Here is an 18558-nt window from a genome sequence, read left to right as displayed (position 1 = left end):
CTCGGCCGGAACGCCGAATTCACGGCGCCGCTGCAACTAGATTAGGAAAAATGTCACAGCGTGACCAGTTTCTCCGTCTATTTCACGCAACAACGACGCGGGACGCATTCTTGCTTGCGCGGGCGCAACAGGATCCGCTAGCGCGATGCGCGATTTCGGTGCGGGCGCATCGAGCTTGGCCCGATCGTCAGAACTTGTGCCGCAACCCGAGCGCGACCACCAACTGGTTGCTGCTGGCGGACGGCGTCATCGTCCAGACGGTCGCGTTGAACGCGGGATTGCCGTTGCCGCCGCTCACGCTTTGATAGACGGCTTCGAGATACGCGTCCGTGCGGGTCGAGAGCGCATAGCCGGCCTGCGTGACCACGTGGTTCCATTTCGGGCGCGTCTGGCCGGTGCGCGTGTCGAATCGGCCCATCGTGTACGTGTACGCGGCGGACAGGCTGAACGCCGGCGAGACGAAGAAGCGGCCGTCGACCGTGAAATTGTCGAAGACCAGCGATTCACCCTTCAGCGGCGTGATGCCGCCGCCCTGGAGCACGCCGCTCACGCCGTCGGTGGCCGAGTGCGACCACGCGGCGCCGACCGAATGCTGGCCGAACGCATAGCGGCCGGCCATGGCCCAGATCTGCTGGTTGCCGCCCGTGATCGTCGCCGAGCCGTCGACCGTGCTCAGTGCGCCGTCCGGGTTTGGCGCGTTGCGGTCGCGGCTGATCTTCAGGTAACCGGCGCCGAGCTTCAGCGGTCCGTTCGCATAGCCGAGCCCCGCGCTCCACACGGCGTTGTTCGAGAACGCGCCGGCCGTGTTCGAGAACCCGTACAGCGCGCCGAACGTGAGCCCGCGATACGTCGCGCTCGTGTACTTCACCGCGTGATTGATGCGCAGGTTGCGGTTCGAGTCGTCGTTGTCGTACGGGTGCACCGCGAGGTTGCCGCCCCAGCCGGGGCCCGACGCGCCGAGCGGCGTCACGAAATCGAGGATCGGGTCGTACTGGCGGCCGAACGTCAGCGTGCCGGCCGTGCGCGAGCTCACGCCGACCCATGCCTGACGGCCGAACATGTCGATGCCTTTCTGCGACAGCTTGCCGGTCGTGCCCGAGAAGCCGTTTTCGAGCGCGAAGACCGCCGCCGTCCCGCCACCGAGATCCTCGCGGCCGCGCAGCCCCCAGCGCGATGCGTTCAACGCGCCGCTCGTCAGCGCGACGCTGCCGCTGCCCGGCGAACCGGTGCCTTGCGTACGCTGGTGGGTGGCATAGGTGATCGACGTGTCGATCAGGCCGTACAGCGTCACGCTGCTCTGCGCGTGCGCGACGCACGGAATCAAGCCGGCCACGCAGGCGGCAATCGCGGTCGCGGGGAGTGTTCTAGTGCGGTGGCCGCGGCGGACGGCATGCGTCGCGGCGGCGCGCGCGCGGGCACGCTGGCCGATTTTGTAGGAATGCATAGGATTTTTTATCGTTGGTCTCCGGCCCGATCGCCGGTGGGTCGCGTCGGCGCGCGGGCTGACGGATCGAGCGGCCATTATTGGAGATCGGGCGACCGTCGATTAAGGCGCTGCACAGGAAAGGTCCTCTGCGAAATCGCATGGAATCGCGACGTCGCGGCGCAGCCGGGGTGCGGCCAGCGCGCGGGGCACATGCACGGATGTATGTGCGAGTTAGCGGCGGGCAAGCGGTAGTGCGGCGTCGGCGCCGCCGCGCCGATACGCGGCACGAACCGCGATCGCCCGCGCTTCGAGCGCGTCCGCGGAGAGCGCCGGCCGCAACCGGACGGCCACGCGCGGCAGCGACGCAAGCTGGTTGCGCAGGCAAACGATCGCGTCGCGGCATCGCGCGAATCATGGGTTGCCGGTGAAACGCAGTATGTATTTATGACGCACACCGACACAACCGGCAAATTTTTCCGCTGACTAGCAATCATCGGCCAAGCGCCGGCGCGTTCGTAGCAAGAGTCTCCCCGCGCCGCCGCAACCGGGCCGGCGACTACGTAATGCGCGACTTTTTCACCCGCGAGCGTTCGGCACAATGGACCATTGCGCGTGGCTTGCCTGCCGCTGTGCCGGCCCGTCACGCATGCCGCGGGAGAACGGACATGGTGTTGATGGCAGTGGGCGGGGGCGGGTCGGTCAGCGTGCCGCAGCCGCAGAATGACGACGATCCGGCGCCGAAGAACGGGACCGGCGGCACCCCGCCGGCCCAGACGCCGGAACAGCAGGCCCTCGCGGCCGCGCAGGCCGAGACGCAGCGCCTGCTCCAGCTCGCCCAGGCCGAGATGGCGACGCTCAAGCGCCTGCACGACCAGGGCGCGTCGCAAGCCGATCTCGACAACCAGGTGAAGAAGGCCGAAACCGCATGGGGCGCGGTGCAGGCGGCCGTCGAGAACCAGATGCGCGTCGCGGCCGACGGCGGCGGCGACAAGGACAAGGCGATCGCCGGCGTGGCCTCGGATCTGCGCAATGCGTCGCCGAAGGATCCGGTGCTCGGCTCGGTGCTCGACGACGCGCAGAAGGCGGTATCGGCCGAATCGGCGCCCGAGCGGGCGACCAACGTGAAGGCGTTCCAGTTCGCGATGGCGTGGCAGAAGGACCAGGATGCGAACGCCGACGTGCAGCGGTACGACGCGTTGCCGGGCGGCGTCCGGCGCGCGGATCCCGACATAGGCGCGCAACTGCGCGAGGCCGCCAGCACCGCCGACACGAATGCGAACAACGCGTACACCGCACTCACCACCTCGTTGCGCCACGAATACAGCACGTCGGCCGCGACACTGCGACTGAACAACGCGAAGGCCGATTACGCGGCGTGGCAGAAGGAGCCGGGCGGCCTGCGCCGCGCCGACGAGGCCGACATCACGCAGGAGCTGTCGCAGGCGCAGAGCCAGTACGACAAGGTCGTGACGGGCGGTGACGACACCGCGCTGACCTACGTGACGGCCGACGAGCAGAAGCAAGTCGTCGCGTCGGTGAAGCAGAATCACGACGGCATGTGGTACACCGGCCTCGTCGACGCGCTGGGCGAGCAGAGCCAGCTCAAGCGCACGATCGCGACGATCAATCCCGACGATCCGTCGCTGTCGCCGCAGATGAAGCAGCTCGCGCAATCCGATCCGGTCACGTTCGCGCTGCTGCAGGACACCGGTGTGAGCGTCGACCCGAACGACCCGAAGCTGTCGACGCAGGAGAAGGCGCTCGCGCAGCAGAATCCGCTCGCGGAAGCGTTCGTGAAGATGACGGGTATCAAGGTCAACACGGACGGGCTGAGCGATGCGGACGCGAAGGCGCTGAACGCGAAGATCGACCAGGCGGGCGGCGTGTTCGCGTATGCGATGGCGCAGGCTCAGGCGCAGAAGAACAATCCCGGTTATCAGCAGGTCCAGACGTTGCTCGCGGCGGCGCCCGAGGTGCGGCTCCAGTACACGAAGCAGCAGGTCGCGCAACTGATGCAGGGCCCGGACAGCAATCCCGGCGCGGCGCTTCAGGTGCTGAAGACCAACATGAACGCGTCGTTCTCGCTGGACGAGCGCCAGACGCTGTGGACGCAGGCCGGCCAGCCGCATTTCAACGCGAGCTTCATCCATTCGCAGATCGATCCGCTGATGCAGAAGCCCGATTCGCAGGCGACGGATCAGGCCAGCATGCAAGCGCGTGCCGACGGCAGGATGAATGCCGACAAGGCCGGCAAGTGGATGCAGGACATTCTCGCCAATGCGCCGCCCGAATTCGCGGGCGTCGTGCTCGACACGGTCAAAAAGGATTTCGGCAACAAGTGGACGCAGTCGAACACGGGCACGCCGCAGCCGTACGGCGACGGCATCGAGTTCTACAAGGGGCTCAGCACGGCAGTCGGGCTCGCCGACCAGCAGCCGACCGCGAGCGGCGTGCCTGTGCAGCGCGAGGACGACGTCGCAAGCTGGCTGCTCGACGACAAGGGCAACGCGAAGACGCTGATCTACACGCTGCGCGGCAGCGACACCGGCTACGGGTTCGACGGCGTGCGCCAGGCGCTGTCGTCGGGTGTCGATCCGGCGTTGTCGAAGGCGCTGCTGTCGAAGATGCAGAACGACGACCGGTTCCGCTCGGGTTTCGCGAACGACTTCCAGCTGCGTTACGACCAGGGCACCAAGAATGCCCAGAACAAGCAGCAGAAGGAATCCGCCAACGCCAGCTACACGCTGTTCCAGGCCGATCCGGACAAGCAGCTGAAGGCGTATTTCGACGACTTCCAGAAGAATCTCGGCGACAAGTCGTATACGTTCACGACCGGCTCCGACCAGATGACGAACTTCGTCGGCACGGGGCTCGGGCTTCAGCCTGACGACCCCGGCGCCGTGCCGACCGACCGGAACGACGTGCCGTCGATGGCGCAGCTCGAGCAGCTGATCGTGAGCAATGGCCAGCTCCCGAACGGTACGGCCGTCAATAGCCGCTCGCTGTACGCGCAGAACTCGGCCGCGACGCAGATGATCCAGGCCGTCGTCGACCAGATCCGCAAGGTCGGCGGCGACCACGCGGTCGTGTCGCTGGTGCCGATCTACTACGTGTCGAAGGGAACGGGTACCGCGCCGAGCGCATTGTTCAAGGTGCAGGTCGAGGGCCATCCGGACCAGTACAAGCTGATCGACGATCGCGGCTGGAAATACGACACCGTCGACGATTACCAGCACAACAACGCGCTGTCCGACGACGGCAAGCTGTACGTGCCGAAGAGCTTGACGACCGATTCGGCGACCGGCGATTTCTCGCAATACGAGCCGATCGACGCGCACAAGACGGAATGGTATCAGCACGCCGAACACTACCTCGAGATGGGCACCGGCATTCTCGCGGCGGCCGGCGGCGCCGTGCTGGTCGCGAGCGGCATCGGCGCGCCGGTCGGCGGCCTGCTGCTCGGCGCCGCGTGGACGGCGGTCGGTGCGGGCATGGCGGTCGGCGTGCCGGCCGCGATCGGCGACCTGAAGAACCTGAGCGATCACGGCCAGTCGACCGGCTTCGGCAACGCCCAGGCGCGCGGCGACTGGATCAGCCTGATCGGCAGCGGCGCGGGAATCGCGGGCGGCGGGCTCGGCGTGGCGGCGAAGTCGCTCGCGGAGGCCTCGTCGCTGCTGCGTACCACGGGGCAGGTCTCCGACCTGCTCACGGTGGCATCGCGCGGCGACGGCGCCGCCGCCGACATGGCCGGTCTCGGCCGTTTCACGCAGGAAGCCGACGCGTTCCAGTCGCTCGCGCAGACGACGGGCCGCACGTCCGGCGTGCTCAATGTGTCGGGCGGCGTGGTCGGCGGCTACCAGATGCTCGACCAGGGTGCATCGCTGGTGAAGAACTGGGACGCATTGTCCGAATCCGACCGCGCGCAGCAGTTGCTGAACCTCGGCATTGGCGTCGCGCAAATGGGGCTCGGCTCGCACACGCTGATGGAGCGGCCGATCCGCGCGATCACGAAGACGCCCGCGCCGCCGACGATCCAGCGGCCGGTCGCGTTCGACGTCGCGAACGCGATGTTCGCCAACGGGCTGGCGAACCAGCGTCTCGCGGTCGGCGAGATCGGCAACCCGTGGCAGCACGCGGAGGACCAGGCGCACAGTTTCGGCGAACCGGCCGACGACGGCGGCACGGTCGCGCCGGCCGACAAGGGGCTGCGGGCGCGCTTCTCCGATTGGCTGCGCGCGCGCCGCACGCAGGGCACGCCGGACGACGGCGCGATCGCGTTGCGGCTCGCGCCCGACGGTGAACCGATCGACGGCGCGGCGACGCCGGCCGTCGCCGCCGCACTGGCGGGCGAGGGTGCGTCGTCGCAGGCCAAAGCCGGCGTGCCGGCCAACGGCGCGCGCCCCGCGTCGTGGGAGATTCCCGCGCGTATTGCGGCCGATCGGGCGATGCTGAGCGAAGTGGTCGGGCGGATCCTCCAGAGTGGCAATCGGCTCGAGGACGTCGAGTACTACGTGTATGCGCTGGAGGATGCCGAAGGCAACGTGCGCAACCCCGAGGAGGACGGGCTGCCCGCGACCGAAAAGGGCAACCTGCTCGACGACATGAACGCGGCGAAGGCGGACGAGCAGCGCGCGAAGACGGCCGACGATGCGGCGGCGCGCGCGGCCGCTGCGCCGGATGAGGACGGCACGATCGGCGTGACGCGCTACACGACGTACCACGACGCGCTGATGGTCGGCGCCGACGGCGTCGCGGGCGGCCGCTACCGGATCGCGCTGGTCGATCAGCGAGCGCTCGCCGCGGACGGCACGGTGCCGCCCGAAGCGGTCGTCGGCCATGTCGGGCTGACCGACGCCGGCGATGCGTTCATGCTGTCGATGAACGATGCGTACGACCGCACGCTGCGCGTGGTGTACCCGCGCGGCTTCGATCCGCAGAAGCCGCTGATCCGCAGCGAGGACGGGCGACGCGTCGACGTGATCAACGCGCCGTTCGGCATGAGCGAAACGCAGTGGGCCGCCTATCCGCGCCGCGAGGCCGACCTTGCGATCTATTCGAACAACGCGGGCCAGCCGGAGAACCGGCTGCCGCCGGGCGAGCGGCCGTTGATGCCGGTGCCGCCCGGTTACTTCGCCGTGTACGCGCACGCGTGGGCCGACGCATTCGCGAGCGCGACCGGCAAGGCGATGAGCGCGGAAGACATGGCCGAGATGGTGCGCCAGAGCGGCTGGGACGGCAAATCGCCGGTGATCCTCTATGCGTGCGGCGCCGGCTCGCGCGTGAGTCCGCTCGCGCAATTGCTCGCGAACGTGCTGGGCGTCGACGTGTACGGCGCAAGCGGCTTCGTCGCATGGCGTTCGCCGCGCTATCGCACCGACGGCAGTCCCGATTCCGGTTATACGAGCGGCATCCTGATCGAGCCCGGTGCGCCCGATCGGGACGGCGTACCGGACCATTCGGTCAGCAGCGGACCGCGTACCTACCGGTTCTCGCCGGCGCTGGCGGTCATCGACCAGGGCGCGCATCCGGTCAACTGGAGCGGCGTCGCGCCGCGCCCGGTGTCGAATCAGTGGGGTGGCAGCGCGACGGCGGGCGACGTGCGGGTGCCGCTCGGCGTGTACGTGTGGCGCATGTTGACGAAACGCGGGTCGATCATCAATCCGCGCAGCGGCCGTTCCGCCAGCGCGCTCGAGATGACGCACGCGCTGGAGGATCTGGCGTGGAAGGGCTATACGCCAGGCACGCCCGTCGCGCTGGACGGGCCGCGCAGCGGCGCCAATCCCGAGTTGCTGCAGGAGTTCGCGGACCTGATCCAGGCGCCGGTATTCGGCCGGCTGGGCGACGACGATACGGCCGGATGGTGGCGCGCGCTGCCCAATCCGAACCGCCGGCTCGCGCGCTTCCAGATCGAACCCGACGTGAACGGCAAGTTCTCGCCGGGCCGCGCGCAGCCGGTTCGCGTCAATCCGCTGGAACTGCGGCCCGTGCCGGGTTCGAGTGTCGTGAACCTGCTCGGCCACGCGACCGCGCGGCAGTTCCTGAAGGTGTCGGGTTTCGATATCGTCGAATCGCACGGCACGAAGCCGAGCGACGTCAGCTGGGACAGCTCGATCGCCATCATGAATGGCAAGACGATCGCGCCGAAGGAGTTCGCGCGCAGGCTGCTGGAGGATCCGGCCTATACGGAAGGCAACGGCGTGCTGCTGACCGGCTGCTATCTCGCTTCCGGCGGTTATTCGTTTGCGCAGGAGCTCGCGTATGAGCTGCAGGTGCCGGTGATCGCGTCGATCTCGTCCAACTCGGTGCGCGGCACCGGTGCGCTGGAACTCTATCCGCTCGACGACGATATCGGCGTGCCGGCTCACGATCCCGACGTCGCGACGCGGCTCTATCTGCATGTGCCCGAGGCGCCCGATGCCAGCGACCCGCCGATGGTGTTCGCGCAGCGCGGCGGACCGCCGTTGCGCACGCTCGCGCATGACGATGCGCCGGTCGAGCCGGTACATCCGATCGAAGCGCAGATCGATCCGGACGCGGACAGCGGGCGGCGCAGCGCCGGTGCTGCGCCGGGCGATGCCGGCCGGCGGGGCGTGACGCCCGGCGAGCCCGCGCATCCGCGGCTCGCGCCCGAGCCGGACGCGGGCGAACCGCCCGTGTACGAGCCGACCCCGCTCGTGGAGGTCGAGCCGGGGCAGATCTTCACGGCGGACGAATGGGCCGCGCGCACCGAGCAGCTCGCCGAAGCCGAGGCCGACGATGGCCTGTCGGGGAAAACGCAGAAAATCTATCCGCCGACCAGCCGCGTCTATACGGACCGCAAGATCGCCAACGGTGGCGTGGTCACGACGACGGTCCACGGCAAGTCGGTGCTGCAGCCCGGGTTCGACGACGTGACCGGCGTCGACGCGACGCAGCATCCCGAATTCCTGCGTCCGGCCGACACGCTGCTGATGCCGCCCGACGATCCGCTGCATCCGATCGGCGCGCGCGGGCTGATGTCGCCGCCCGGTCATCACGTGGTGTTCGGACACGGGATGTCGGCCGACGCGATGCTGGGCCCGGACGGCCGGCCGCTCACGCCGGACAAGGTGGCCGAGCGCGTCGCGCCGCATCTCGAGCCAGGGCAGGACGTCACGCTGTATTCGTGCTTCGGCGGATCGAATAAGCACGATCCGCTGCGCGTGGCGCCGGGCCAGGTGCGGGCCGCGAGCACGACGTTCGCGGCGGCGCTGGCCCAGCGTCTGTCCGAACTCACCGGACGCCCGACATCGGTCTGGGCCCCGCCGGACATCCTGCTCGTGGAACGCGACGGTTCGGCCACCGTGCGCGGAACGCGACTGACGGGGCAGGTCGACAGGGATCGTCTGCCGATGCAAAGCTTCCGCGGCGACCCGGCGCGCGCGGGCCGCCCGGCGCTTCCCGCAGGGCCGCACGCGGAACCGGCGCCGACGACCACCCGCACCGCGTCGCGCCCGATCGCCGACCCGCCGCCGCGTCCCACGGTGCCGCGCGTGGTCGATCCGACGTTTGCCGATCCCGACTACGACTTCACCGCGATTCCGGACGACACGTTCGAATCGGTCACGCTCGACCATCCGTTCCGTACCGCGCTGGCCGACCGGCCGGGCGTGATCGGCGACGCGGCGCGCGTCACGCAACCCGGCGGCACAGTGAGCCAGCACTGGCCGAGCTATTTCCTCGACGGCGCCGAACCGACCCGCGTGATCGACGACGTGATGCAGGCGTTCGATGCGGCCGGGCTGACCAACCTGCGCGTCGAATTCGTGACGCGCGACGGCAGCATCGAACTCGGCAGCGGCACCGATTTCGGCGCGCTCGATCCCGAGGCGGGCTGGTTCCGGTTCAGCGGGAAGGTGGCCGACGCACCGGCGGCGGCCGCCACGCACGCGCCGGGCCGCGCGGATGCCGATGCCCCGCTCGCGTTGCCGGAAGGCGCGCGGACGGTCGCGCACGACGATCTCGGGCAGGCACTCGACGCCGCGCAAACCGGGCCGCGCAATCACGCATACGTGCCGACCGAAGCGTTGCCGGATGGCACCGCGTTCGCACAGGGCGACCTGACGCCGCAGGAGCGCGTCGCGGCGAGCGCCACCGCGAACCTCGCCGCGGTCGAGGGCGCCGCACCGACCGACGTCGTGCTGCTGTCGGCGCTCGGCCACGATCCGGCGAGCGCGCTGCGCATCACCACGCCCGACGGCGGCGAGCTGTACAAGCCGGCCGGCGTCGACATGTATGTCGTGCGAACCCGCGATCCGGCGACCGGCGACGTGTCGTACCAACTTGCCGGCGTCGATCGTTCCGGTTTGCCGGAAGGCTATACGGCCGTGCATGCCGGCGGAACGCGTGCGGTCGGCGCGGTCGACGGTAGCCCGACCTGGCCGATGATCGGGCCGGCAGGGCCGGGCAGTCGGCTCGCGAGCGCCGCGGGCGACCCGTCCGGCTCGACGCCTGCCGCCGTGCCCGGCCGTTCGGCCGTGCCTGCCACACCGGAAAGTACCGCCGTGGCCGACGCGGAGCAGGCGCGCGCCGCGTCATGGCTCGACACGCTCGGCCGCCGCACGCTCACGCGGGTCGACGGCCGGCATGCGCCGACGCTGGACGGGCTCGCTCGCCAGCTCGGCCCCAACGCGCATGTGCTGATCACGTCGCATGCCACGCCGCCCACCGGGGCCGGCGAACACCCGGCACCGGCATTCGTCGCGGTGCTCGAGACCGACGCGAACGGTGCGCTCGGCCCGGTGCGGATGCTGAACGGCAAGCGCGTACCGCACGCGCTGAACAAGGCGCTGGAGCACGCCGGCAGCGGCGGTCGACGTGCACGCGGTAAGTACGATTTCTACGTATCGCCGGTCGCGCACGACGAACTCGTGCGGTTCGGCGGCCCGTCGAAGATCGAGACGCCGGACGGCAAGACGTCGTGGCAGGTGACGACGTCGGGCCACACGATCGAGCAGACGCTCGCCGCCGACGTGTCGAAGCTGCAGGACGCGCCGGTCTTCAAGCGGCCGCGCCAGGCCGTGCGCGCGGTGTCCGGCGAGCAACGCTGGATTCACGTGGTCGACGACGAGACGGGCAAGGTGCTCGGCCATGCGGAACTCAACACGAACCACGAGTGGAAGTACTTCGAGAAGGCGTCGGTCGGCGATACCGAGATTCCCCAGCAGGATCTGCGCACGGTGTTCCGCCGTCGCCGCCGGGGCGGCATTCCGGTCGGCCGGTCGCCGCGCCGCGGCATCCGCTTCGTCGTCAGCGACGTGACGCCCACGACCGTCGAGCGCATCGGCGGATTCCGGCCGGCGAAGGAGGCACCCGCCGTCGAGAAGAAGCCGTTCCGCTCGGCCGGCGACCTGTTCCAGTCGATCGTGCCGGTGCGCCGGCCGCTTTCGCGCGCGGAAGAGGGTGACGACGCGAACGCCGCGCCGCCGCCGCCGGTCGATCCGCATCTGTTGCCGTCGGACAAGTCCGCGCTCAACGCGGTCGACTTCAGCGGCAACAGCGTGTCGCACCTGCTGAGCGCGATCCGGAACGGCGCGCTCGACGGCGGCCGCCACGTGATCTACGTGTTCAGGACCGACGGCGCGGTGGCCGAGGCGCTCGGCGACCCGCTCGGGCTGATCGCCGAGCGCAACGGCGAGATGCGCTGGTTCGACAAGATCCCGCAGGCCAACAACCCGCACCATCCGGGCGTGCCGCTCGACGAAATGCCGATCGGCAACGATCGCTTCGGGACGGACGTGCATTTCCTGCTCACGCAACTGTCGCCGCGCGATTTCCTGAACAGCGCGCGGCCGACCCGCGTCGCCGCGCTCGAAGCGCGCGCGAAGGCGCTGCACGATCAATGGAAGGATGCGGAAGCGCGCAGCCTGAACTCGGCGCCGTTCCGCGCGCTCGCGGCCCGCACGCGGCATGGCTACAACGAGGTGCTCGGCGACCTGCGGCGCTTGCGGCGCAACGGTGCCGCGCCCGCGCCGCTGTCGATCGAACCGTATCAGCCGGGCCTGTCGGCTGCCACCGTCGTCCAGTTCGGCCTGCGCAACGGCGCAGCGAAGCCCGAGCAGTATTTCGCGACGCACGAGCAGATCGAGGCGTACAACAAGCAGGCGCAGCGGCCGGGCAACGTGAACCTCGTGCTGAAGGGCGAGCCGCAGGCCGTGATGGTCGACGTGGGCATGTGGCGCACGCTGCTCAACAAGCTGTTCGTCGCGCGCGACGTGTCGACGTCGGCGTCGCGATTCCTGCCGGTGCCGGGCAAGCTGCGCGCGCACACGCGCAACCTGGGCGCCGCGACCGTCGCCGACAAGCGGATCCAGCAGATCTTCACGCGCTCGGACGAGGCGTTGCAGGACCGCATGGTGCCGATGGCGCGCTCGTTCTCGCTGAGCGACGATCCGGCGCTGATGGGGGCGCTCGTCGAGCGGTACGGCGGCGTGATGCCGGTCGTCACGCTCGTGATCGATCCGCATTCGCTCGCCGCGGTGCTCGGCAAGGCGCACGATCCCGACTTCCTGCGCGCGGTGCGTGGGCTCGGCGACCAGAAGAACGCGGTGTTCGACGGCGAGAACGGGATGATCCATCCCGCGCCCGACTCCGACGGCGCCGCGCTCGCGCTCGACGATCTCGCGCATCTGCATCGCTGGCTCGACGAGGCTGCGCGGACCGGCTTCGCGATCCGGCTCGAGACCGCGCCGTCGCGCGCGCTCGTGTCCGGCGCCGACTACCGGTTCCAGTCGGGCACCAATGACACGTATCACGACTACGTGCGGGTCATGAGCGCGCTCGAGAGCTGGTCGAACGCGCATCCCGATACGGCGGCGCCGAACGTGATGCTCACGTTCCACGGCTGGGACGCGGTGCCGGAATCGGTGCCGGGCGGCGGCCACGAGAAACTGCTGCGCGCGGTGCTCGAGCGCAAGGGCCTCGAATGGGTGCACATGGGGCTGTCGTACGGCACGCACGGCGCGGACTTCGTCGGCAACCAGGATCTCACCGGCGCGCTCGCGAAGCTGATCGTCGAAAACCGCAACCGGCCCGAGATCATCAATCGCCTGCATGGCGCCGACGCGCTGACGCGCGTGTTCGAGCGCGTCGACCGGCAGACGCTCGCGAACCAGCATCAGCTGCTGTTCGCGGAGGTCGAGCGGCTCGGTGTCGCGGACGGGATGACGCCCGCCGAAGTGGCCGCGCTGCGCCAGAAGATCTATGAAGGCAACACGACCGTGTGGCTGAACCAGGCGCGCAAGGCGACGATCGAGCATGCGACGACGCTGTGGGAGGCCGACGGCAACGCGCCGCGCACCAAGACGGACAAGGGCGCCCGCAAGTTCGGCGGGCGCTGGCTGGACGCGTACGGCGGCAACGTGCCCGACCGCGTGACGACCGGCAAGCGGCCGTCCGCCGTCGACCCGCGCGAACACTGGAACGCGGTCGTGCACGATCCGGTGCTGATCAACGACGGCACCAAGCCGATCGGTGCGAGCCGCCGCGAAGCCGCCCAGCTCGGGAAGATCGACATTCCCGACGAGAAACGCGCGCAGGCCGAACTGCATGCGCTGCGGGTGCACGACGAACCGATCGGCGAGAACACGCCGCCGCCTTCGAAGCGACGGATCACCGGCGACATCGCCGCGGCCACGTTGACCGGCGGCGCCGGCGCGGGCGTGCTCGTCTGGGCCGGGCGAGAGTCGGTGCGCACCGCGACGAATTCGCTGTATGCGGGGCTGCGGGTCGGCCGGGTGTTCCAGGCGCTGCATCATGGCGCGGTGGCCAGCCTGAAGAACGGCGATCCGCGCGTGTTCGACCGCGTCGTCGACCGGCTGGTGCGCGGGCTGCAGGCACAACTGAAGGCGAACGGCTTCGACGTGACCGCGCGCGGCACGCAGCTGGAGCAGATCGCGCACGAAGGCAAGGCGATGGCCGCGCAGCTTCGCGCGCTGAACAACGACGGAATGCTGTCGTTCGACGACACCGTCGCGCATACGAAGGCGATCGCTGCCGACATGCTCGCGCAGATGCAGGGCGTGGTGGGCGGGACGTCGCTGAAGCTGCTGCACCACGGCAGCCCGCGGCATTCGATTGGCCGGATCGGCCGCGTGCTGGCGCTGGGCGGCTACGGTGGCTCGATCATGATGAATGCGAGCCGGGCGATCTGGCACGGCGACTTGCTCGCTGGCGGACAGGCGATCGGCGGCGCGTTCAGCGCCGTCTACACCGGCATCGTCTACAAGGGCAGCGTGCGCGGCGTGAACGCCGAGAACCGCAGTCAACTCGCGCGGATCGCGAGCGCGACCGGCGACTACCTGACGGCGGCGGTCGGCATCGCAACCGGCGTCCATACCGCGCTGACGGGGGATCCGGTGACCGGCTCGCTGATCGCGACGTCCGGCGGGCTGCTCGGCGCCGGGCGGCTGCATTCGCATTTCCCGAATGCGACGCCGTGGATGGAGCGCCTGCCGACCGGCATCGCGCTGGCGCCGGTGGCGATCTTCGGGATCATGCAGGGGATCAGCCTGTACACGGCGGCGACCAAGCCGGACGACCAGCACAAGCCGCCGGGTTCGGCGCCGAACCCGGCGGGTTCGAATGCCGGGACACCGGCGCCAGGCGCATCGTTCGCGCCGTCGCCCGGCGCGACGACCGCGCCTGCGCAGCCGACTGCGTCCGCGGCACCGTCGGCATCGGCATCGGCATCGGCAAGCGCGCAGCCGTCGAGTGCGCCATCGCAACCGGCGCAGGCCCCGACGAGCTCGCCGAGCCCGACGCCAACCCCGCTGACGGTGAACGTGGTGGCCGGCGATTCATTGTGGACGATCGCCGAACGTCACGAAGGATCGCTGCTTGCCGCGGCCCACGTGCCGGCCGACGAACAGCAGCGGATGTCCGACGGTCAGCGGATCAACGTCGCGCTCAACGAGATCCTGCAGCTCAACCGGAACCTGGCGGGCAATCCGGGCGAGATCGCGCCGGGGCAGCAGGTCATTGTCGGGTGAGCACCGGGCGGCGAAGGCCGACCCGCGACATCGGCGGGTCAGCCTTCGCGCTTGCGTTGCGGGAGCACCCAGAGCATGCGTCCAACGGCCTCGGCCTGGTTGCGCGAATGGGTCTTCTCGTAGATCGCGCGCAACTGGGTGCGAATGGTCGTGAGCGCGACGCCGGTATTCGCCGCGCATTCCTCCGGCGTCTTGCCGCAGAGCAGCGCCTCCGCAACGGCCGCTTCGGCGCTCGACAAGCCGAACGCCTGTCGCAACTGTTGCGCGACGACGAGTGGCGCTGCGCTGCGTTGCCTGACCGTGATCAGCATCGTCGCGTCGCCGAAGGTCGCCTGTAGCGCCTGCCCCGACAATGGCGCGATGCCGAGAAAGATTTCATGCGCATCGCTCAGGGTGCTGGACAGTGCAAGGCTCTCGCTCTTGCGCGTCTTTGCGACGCGGGCCAGCGCTGCCTTCAGCGCATCGTTCTGCGGCGCCCCCGCAGCGCTGAGGCACCCGTGTTCGAGCTTGAGGCAGGTGGTCGCGCGCAGCATCGATTCGGCCGCGCGGTTGACGAATACCACGTGCGAATGCCGGTCCAGCGCGAAGACGGACAAGCCCAGCTCCTCCATCAGTTCGGCACCGAGCATGGCGTCGCGATGCAGGATGCGCGCGTCCTGCCACAGGTTGATCGAGCGTTGCAGGTGTCCCGCCATGCTCGCCAGCGTGGCGCGTTCCTCAGACGAATAGGGCGGTCGGCCGTTGGCTCGCAGCAAGCCGAGCAGAATGTCGTCGCCGCCCGGACGCGCAAGGCGCACGCCCATCAGATAGCGAATGCCCGACGGAATCTGATAGTCCTGAAAGAACTCGCTGCGTTCGACGTCGCGCTCGCTCAGATGATCCTGGCAACACACGAATTCGCCGAGCGGCGCATTTTCGACAAAACCGCGGCGCGGGTCGAGCGCGCCATAGTACTGGTCGTAGAGGGCGACGATGCCGTCCAGCTCGGCGCGCGGCGAATAGATCGAGAACTTCGGCGCGTTGCGTGCGGTATCCCAGCTGAACATGTGAAAAACGTTTGCGCCGAGTGATTCGGATACCTGATGGAATATCTCGAGAAAACCGTCTGGATGCAGCGCGGCCTCGTAGAGGTCCCCGATAAGTTGGTCCCGTTGCATGCGTGCCCCCCGGCGAATCGCGATCTTGGTCTTCGTATATGGCGTTTTCGTATGACGATATCTCTTCGAATACCGAATTTTTTTCAGGCTAACACAGCTGAATTGCATTCAGGGTCGCCTTGTTTCGCGATTTTCATTCACTTGAATGATGAACACAAAAAACGCCTTTGCGAGAATCCCCGTCGACCAGCGTGCATGCGCGGTGCGTATCGCACCTGACAACCAGAAGACTCTCGGGGAAAAGCAATGAAACTCAAACCTGTCGTGTCCGGTATTGCAGCGCTCGTGCTGTCAGCTTGCGGAGGCGGAGGCAGTTCGTCCTCGTCGCCTCCCGAACCTGCCGCGCAGACGGTCAGCGGTGTCGCGGCGGCCGGCGCGGCGATGCAGGGCGCGACAGTGAAACTGATCGACGCGACGGGCAAATCGGTGGACTGTCCGGCCGATGCCGCGACCGGTGCGTTTCACTGCACCGTGACTGGCTTGACCGCGCCCTTCGCGTTGTCCGCCTATGGCAACGTCGCCGATTCGCAAGCGACCCTGATCGCGCTCAGTGCGACCGGCGGCACGCAGACGATCAACATCACGCCGATCACGAACGCGATCGCCGCGACGATCGTCGGCGACAACCCGACGAAGTTGCTGGGCGACACCGGGCTGCTGCAAAGCAAGGTCACCGCTCAGGCCGTTGCCGGCACGGTACAGGCCTATTCGGCGGTGCTGGCCGACCTGCTGGCCGCGACCGGCAACACGGGCGTCGACCTGATTTCCGGGCCGTTGACCGCTGGGGCACCGGGACTCGACCGGCTGCTCGACCAGGTGAAGATCAACGTATTGCCGAACGGCGGCGTGCAGATCAGTTCGGTCGCGGGTGCGTCCAGCGATACGCCCGTGCAGCTCGAGCTCGCTCCCGGCGTCGCGCCGCAGGCCAGCGACAAGGCGAGCCTGCCGGCCGCCGCGACGATCGGTGGCGTGACGGTGTCGAATCTGCCGAGTGCCAGCGATCTGGCTGGATTGCGGAGTGCCCTCAACCAGTGCTTCGCCGGCTCGACCGGCGCTGCGCGCGCGGACGGCAAGGTGCCGGCGTGCGGGCAGATCTTCGTCGATGACGTCGCGTCGGGCGCGTTGAACACCGGCGTGCCCGCGGCCTATCTCAACAACGGAATGTCGGTCGACCAGGAGTTCGGCGCACCGGCCGGCGGCGGCGCGCCGGGCATCGTCGCCGACGATGCGATGAACAACGCAAGCTTCAGCCTGCCGGAAGTGATCCGCGTCGTCGCCGGCGATACGATGTGGGTGAAGTTCGCGTGGACGCGCACCGACGGTATTCGCGACGGCATGCAACAGCATGTGCAGCTCGCCGTCCGGGCGGGCAGTCTCGCGAGCGGCGATACGGGCTGGCGCGTCGTCGGCAATCAGCGCGCGGTACTGAGCAAGGTGAACGCGAACGCGCAGAAGTGGGACTGGTTGAATGCGGCGATTCCGATGACGGGCACCAACGCGTTCATCGATTCTATGAACTTGCAGGTCGGAACCGTCGATGCGGCGGGCGCCCCGGTGGACTTCGCGATCGTCAACGGCCCCGGGTTGCGCAATGGCGTGTTCCTGCAGCCGTCGAGCGGCACCTGCGATACGCTGAACATCCGCGCACAGATTGCGAGCGGGCAGACACCGGCTCAGCTTGCCGCGCTGTCCAAGACGCCCCAGTGCCGCAATAATTACCGCCTGGCAGGCGTCGCACAGGATCCGGCCAACCAGGGCCTGTTTTCGTGGCCGGGCGATGCGCCGCGCAACAATACCGCATGGGCGAAGCCGCAATTGAGCGCCGCCGAGCTCGCCGACATCAAGCCGTTCAGCGCGTACACGATCGACGTTTATCAGAACGGCAACACTGCGACGCCGGCCAGGCACTATACGCTCCGGTTGCGCACGCCGTCGCCGTTGCCCGATGCGTTGCGCCAGTACGCATGGCACGACGTGGCGCAGTCGACCCGCGACCGCCTGACTCCGGGCACCGCCAGCACGTTTGCGGGCGGCGCGACGTTCCCGTTGAGCTGGACGTCGAAAGCGGGGCTGCCATTCGTCAAGCGGGGCAACGTGCAGATTCGCGCAACCGCGGCAGGGCAGCCGTCGCCGATGTTCGTGAACGGCTCCGCGCGCGCATTGCCGGCGCAACCGGGCGCCACGGTGACGCTCGACGTGCCGGGTGATCAGGGCGTGGCGTTTCCGTCGGTGGCCGGCTGGACAGGGAGCACCGACTTCTCGTTCGTGAACCTGAGCTGGTCGGATACGGTCGACATGCTCTTCTCCGAAGCGCTCGAATACGACCGGTGACGGGCATCTCGCCGGGTACGGCCGGTGAGTAATCGTCCGGCGGAACGGTTCGCCGTTCCGCCGGGTCGTTGTTGTTACGGTGTGGGCGGGGGCGGGGCGCGCGAATCACGATTTCCTCCGCGCCGATATCGTCGGAAAGCGACGGCAGGGGCAGGACGTCGCGCACCGCATGCGCGATCACTTCGGTCCTGCTCTTGGGACTGCGTCAGGCACTGGAAGATCGCGCTGTGGAAGAGATCCACACGAGCTCGCGCGGCTTGCGATACGACCCGCACCGCGTGCCATCCGCGCCAGCCTAGCGGCGCGCCGTCAGCGCTCCGCTCGGATAGCGCGCTTGCCGCGCGGGGCGTTCTGCCTCGTCGAGCAATTGGCGCTGCCGATACCTTCGTTCCCCTGGTTCTTCGTCCATCTCTCCCGACCGTAGCTGCGCGGATTCTGCCGCCTCCGTCGCGGCGCTCCATACACCGCGCTGCCTTGTTGACGCGTCGCCAGTTCTCGCCCGTTTCGTCGCAGGACGACGAATTCAAGGGAAGGGCGACAACTGCGAAGCGCAGCCCGACGACTCAGCAGATCCCGAATTGTTGAGCGGGTCGCCCGATCGGCGGTTGCGCGCACACGTCACCGTATCCCACCAAAT

At 68.7% G+C, this 18558-nt stretch carries 4 protein-coding genes; 2 read left to right on the top strand and 2 right to left on the bottom strand.

Going from position 1 to position 18558, the window contains the following annotated elements; all coding sequences use genetic code 11:
* Positions 1–187: 187 nt before the first annotated feature.
* Positions 188–1444 carry a porin gene (locus LMA02_RS23415; protein WP_228907663.1) on the bottom strand — a complete coding sequence of 419 codons (1257 nt, stop codon included), beginning with the start codon at positions 1442–1444 and terminating at the stop codon, positions 188–190.
* A 647-nt stretch (positions 1445–2091) separates the two neighbouring features.
* Here LMA02_RS23415 and LMA02_RS23410 point away from each other — a divergent pair.
* On the top strand, positions 2092–14433 hold the full coding sequence (locus LMA02_RS23410) for an LWXIA domain-containing protein (RefSeq protein WP_228907662.1): 12342 nt from the start codon (positions 2092–2094) through the stop codon (positions 14431–14433).
* Positions 14434–14471: 38 nt separating this feature from the next.
* Here LMA02_RS23410 and LMA02_RS23405 read toward each other — a convergent pair whose 3' ends face one another.
* Positions 14472–15590 carry a helix-turn-helix transcriptional regulator gene (locus LMA02_RS23405; RefSeq protein ID WP_228910091.1) on the bottom strand — a complete coding sequence of 373 codons (1119 nt, stop codon included), beginning with the start codon at positions 15588–15590 and terminating at the stop codon, positions 14472–14474.
* 246 nt (positions 15591–15836) lie between these two features.
* Here LMA02_RS23405 and LMA02_RS23400 point away from each other — a divergent pair, with 246 nt between their 5' ends.
* Positions 15837–17921 (top strand): hypothetical protein, encoded by a 2085-nt coding sequence (locus tag LMA02_RS23400; RefSeq protein WP_228907661.1) that lies wholly within the window; start codon positions 15837–15839, stop codon positions 17919–17921.
* The last annotated feature ends 637 nt before the right edge of the window (positions 17922–18558 follow it).

This window comes from Burkholderia sp. B21-005 (genome assembly GCF_020843965.1).
Lineage (GTDB): Bacteria > Pseudomonadota > Gammaproteobacteria > Burkholderiales > Burkholderiaceae > Burkholderia > Burkholderia ambifaria.
Note: the sequence above shows the minus strand (reverse complement) of the source record. Positions and strands in the feature narration are given on the sequence as shown.

Bases quoted from the DNA above. Each gene is read 5' to 3' on its own strand.
- LMA02_RS23410 (WP_228907662.1), top strand. From the start codon at position 2,092: ATGGTGTTGATGGCAGTGGGCGGGGGCGGGTCGGTCAGCGTGCCGCAG.
- LMA02_RS23405 (WP_228910091.1), bottom strand. From the start codon at position 15,590: ATGCAACGGGACCAACTTATCGGGGACCTCTACGAGGCCGCGCTGCAT.
- LMA02_RS23400 (WP_228907661.1), top strand. From the start codon at position 15,837: ATGAAACTCAAACCTGTCGTGTCCGGTATTGCAGCGCTCGTGCTGTCA.
- LMA02_RS23415 (WP_228907663.1), bottom strand. From the start codon at position 1,444: ATGCATTCCTACAAAATCGGCCAGCGTGCCCGCGCGCGCGCCGCCGCG.